This window comes from Pedobacter sp. (genome assembly GCF_035317785.1).
In the GTDB taxonomy this organism is placed as follows: Bacteria; Bacteroidota; Bacteroidia; order Sphingobacteriales; family Sphingobacteriaceae; genus Pedobacter.
Map to the genome: position 1 here is coordinate 1 of NZ_DATHGC010000368.1, position 4,089 is coordinate 4,089.

General features: G+C 47.8%; 3 protein-coding genes and 1 pseudogene. All 4 read right to left on the reverse strand.

Features of this window, described 5'->3' with window-relative positions:
• The coding region (locus VK541_RS23070) for a DUF5060 domain-containing protein (protein WP_324372936.1) at window positions 1-1,076 on the reverse strand (1,076 nt) is incomplete at its 3' end.
• Window positions 1,073-1,990 (reverse strand): alpha/beta hydrolase, encoded by a 918-nt coding sequence (locus VK541_RS23075; RefSeq protein ID WP_324372937.1) that lies wholly within the window; start codon window positions 1,988-1,990, stop codon window positions 1,073-1,075. The genes VK541_RS23070 and VK541_RS23075, both read right to left, overlap by 4 nt.
• Before the next feature lie 64 nt (window positions 1,991-2,054).
• Window positions 2,055-3,422, reverse strand: a complete 1,368-nt coding sequence (locus VK541_RS23080; protein WP_324372938.1) for a putative oxidoreductase C-terminal domain-containing protein — start codon at window positions 3,420-3,422, stop codon at window positions 2,055-2,057.
• Window position 3,423: 1 nt separating this feature from the next.
• Window positions 3,424-4,089: pseudogene (locus VK541_RS23085) on the reverse strand (gfo/Idh/MocA family oxidoreductase); the annotation flags it as partial.

Below are 4,089 nucleotides of genomic sequence, written 5' to 3' on the forward strand. Positions count from 1 at the left end.
CTGGTGCCATGCCCGTTCTGTCCGGTCTGCTGGGATAAAACCATTACAGCTACCTCCTTCCCAAAAAAACCACCGATTCGCCAGGGATAATTGATCGGCGAAGCCGGACTGCTACCCGTAGTGCTTGATGAGATAACCGGATGCACCGTAACCAAATGACGATAAGGGTCGTTTTCTGTAATGAACTTTGCTGTCCGGATCGCCCAATCCACATCCCCCGGATTGTCGAGTCTGTACGCACCGTCAGGGTGGGTTTCATATTCATTGGAAATGGTCCACATAAAAATATTGCTGAAGGCCGAATACCTGGCAAGAAGATATTTCAGCCATTGCCTTTCCCGATCCGGTGTCCATTGCTTTGTATTTGTAAAAGGCAGCCTGTAAAAATTGAGCAGGATCAGTTCTGCATTCATTCCCTTGCCCTTCATCTGCAGCAGCAGCTGGTCCAGCCCCTTGAAGAAAACCGGATTGAACCTGTCCAGGTCGGGCTTATCGGCAGTCCCGCCCCATGGCCAGTAAGCATTGTCATGCGCACCGCGTGCATGGCTATGACAAACCTCCATTCTTATAAAATTGAAAGCTTCCCGGCGGCGCATATCCAGATAGGTATCGCGTAGCTTTGGTGTGACCGGGCTGTCATCATAAAGGCCATAGCTGGTGTCTCCCATCGGAAAAAAAGGAAGACCAGACCAGTAAGCGAAAGCATAAGGGTTTTCCGGATGAATACCTATGAAACCAGCAGAAGCTGCTTTTGTACAGATTAATTTTCCCCTCTGACTAAAACTAAAATGCACACCGCTCAGTTCATAAGACCATGTTCCGGTTTCATCAGGAGAAAACCTCAGTTTCCACTGACCGCCCCCATCATAGAAACCGTCAATGAGGACCACTTTACCGGAAGGCGCAGTAAACCTGCCCTTCAGGCCGGCATCCATAAAAGGATTCCCGGCATCTGTTTCAACATTAACCAGAAACTCATGAAAATCATACTTCCTGATTCGGACAGCATCTTCTTTTAAAGCACCCTTCGCAAACAAAACGCTCATAAACAATAAGGCCAGTGCTAAAGTTTTCATAAGAATGACATGCTCCTCATCCAGTAAACGCAGCGGCCAAACCACTCCTCAAAAGACGGCGCCGTAAGAAAGCCATGTTCGCCTTTGGCATAAATGTGCAGTCCTGCCGGAACATCCTTGCTTTTAAGCGCCAGGTAAAACTCCAGGCTGTTGGCCACAGGCACGACCTGATCGGCATCTGAATGGACCAGGAAAGCAGGCGGGGTTTCCTTGCTCACCTGCAGTTCAGAAGAAAAATAACTGATCTTATCCTGTGATGGACCTGGACCAAGGTAATTGTCCCTTGAACCCTTATGCCCTATCCTGTCCGTAAAACTGATGACCGGATTGATCAGCAGCATAAAATCAGGACGCAGGCTTGTACTTTCTTTATTTTCAATCTTCGGATCACTGAAGTGTGTTCCCGCCAGGGAAGCCAAATGCCCGCCTGCCGAATAACCCATGATGCCGATTTTCCCGGGATTTAGCCCCCACTTTTTTGCATTCTCCCTTACCAGTTTAACAGCCTGCTGGACATCCTGCAAAGGACCTGTCGTCTTATCCTCCATGGTCTTGTCACTTGGAAGCCGGTACTTCAAAACAAAAGCCGTAATGCCCAGTTTATTAAAAGCCATTGCCGCATCGCTGCCTTCTCTTTTTGTCAGCAGGACATGGTAGCCGCCACCAGGGCAAATGATCACCGCGGTCCCATTGACAGCGGTATTTTTTGGAATAAAAACAGTCAGGGTTGGAACGGATACGTTAAATGCAAGTGAGTCAACCAAAGCGTCCGCCTTGTGTTCCTCAGTATCTTTAAACGCTCTGGAATTTGGTATTTTACCCTCCGGATATAGCGGAAATCGCTGCTGTGCAGCAACGTCAGCCGCAAAAAACGGCATAAAAAAAATGACCAGATTGAATAAGGCTTGCTTCATCGATGTGCTTTTGACTCTTAAAGATAACATCATAAAGCAAGCCTCACAAGATTATTTATTCCTGCTATTTCCTGGCAAGCTCCAGTCCCTTAGTAGTTGTGTAATACTTCGCAATCATATTGGGTACCTCCCATGCGGGCATGTCCCCCTTTTTCACATACTCCAGAAATTTTTCGGTCACGTGCGCAAAATGGGCTTCATGTCCTTCTTTATATTTTTCAGGTATCACAACTTCCCATCCTTTAGCCAGCTTTTTCAGCGTCACACCGGGAAACTTATCCTGTACCGATTTGAACTTTGCTGTAAGTATTGCTTCATAAGCGGCGTCTGCCTTTCCTGCCTGTTCAATATACAATGCGGGCTTGTACTGCTGCTCTGCTCCCTGCTTTATGATCAGATTGGCCTTAGTGCCGCGCATGATAGAGTAATGCGTGTCGCCGGTTCCTTCAGGTGCCTTATATGCCCATTTCACAGATACTTTCGCATGTACACCACGAAGCGTGTAATTGATCTCACCATTAGAGAACACATTCAGCACACTGTCTTTTATGATGTCCTTTTTCAGGTAATCAGGAAAACTGTTCAGCTTGGTAATGGCAGTAAACTGGCTCAGCGTCATTTCTGTACTGCTGCGTTTGGCCGAATTTACCTGGATTTCCTTCTGATAATCTATGATCTGTTCAGGAAAACATTCCCACTGCACCAGGTCGACCAGATGCGTAGTTACATCTACAATGCCCTCGCCCTCCTGGCTTACGTCCATGAACCATGCAGGCCGTTTCAGCGGATTTCCGGACACAAACTTATAAAAGTGGTGCACACTTTCCTTCGTGACCGCAGGGTTATCCGGACTTCCTTTTTCAAGAGCGCCAAAGATCTCCGGGATCATGGACAACTCACGCTGCAGCATGGTACTGATCTCATAACGCTCCGTCATGATGTCGTACAGGACCACCTTCTTTGCCGCCGCGCTCTGAAAAGCCTGTTTTAAAACCTCAAAAGCCGCAGCATCGATCACCATCGGCTTATCAGCCAGCACATTGAGCCCCGCATCCACTGATCTTTTTATATAATCTGTTTTTTTCTGATTGTTGCCTGCGAGCACAACGGCATTGCCCGCTTTGTCTGCCAGCATCTTTTCAAAATAATCGCCGCCTCTATATACCTCTTCCTTCCACTTCGTCGGATCATCCGGACGGCTGTTGTACTGCGCTATCATTTCCAGGTGCGATGTCAGCTCCTCACCTTCAGGTGCGTAAACATGCACCACCGAATCTACTCCGGGATACATCGATTTCTGTACCAGTGCAGCATGAAAGTGACCGGGATCGAGTGTGATCAGTTTGATCATTTGATTAGCGTTTTTTTCATCCTGGGTATCTTTACATCCCGCGAGCGCCAGCAGCGACAGTATTAGCAATTTTGACTTCATATCAGGCCTTTTTGTTAATATAATTGGTTCCGTACGGATAACGCTGAGGTCTTGACAATAATTTATTGGCCTCTACATTATCTTTGAAGATTTCCTTTTTCGGATCCCAATATAGCTTTTGCCCGTTAAATTTCATAGCGGCATGCGCAACAAGGCATGCGCTGCAGGAACGGTGCGCCACTTCAGCAGGGCTGATTGTTGGTTTTTTGTTCTGGATACAGTCCAGCCAGTTGCCGTGCTGTTCCGGACTTTCATATAAATGAATCTCGTTCGGGCCGATCACAGAAGTCAGAATATCAGGATTGCTGGCCGTCAGGGCCTTCAGTTTACCACCGGTTGCACCAGGATCTGAGGCAGTCACCGCCACATCACCCCTTGATACAAAGATCCATCCATCCGTGCCTTCAAAACGAACCCCATTAGGGTTTTTGCTGCTCATGTACATGTCTACACCTTTGGCGTATTTTGCATGTACTTCATAGTCGCCGTGCACGTTCCACAATCCATTCTTAGGAAACTCCGCGGTCGCAACAACTTCTATCGGTCCGGTCAGTTCCGTATCCATTCCCCAATGGGCAATGTCGATATGGTGTACGCCCCAGCCAGTAATCATACCGGCACCAAACTGCTCGCAGCGCAGCCAGCCGCCCCTGGAATTGAAATCTGT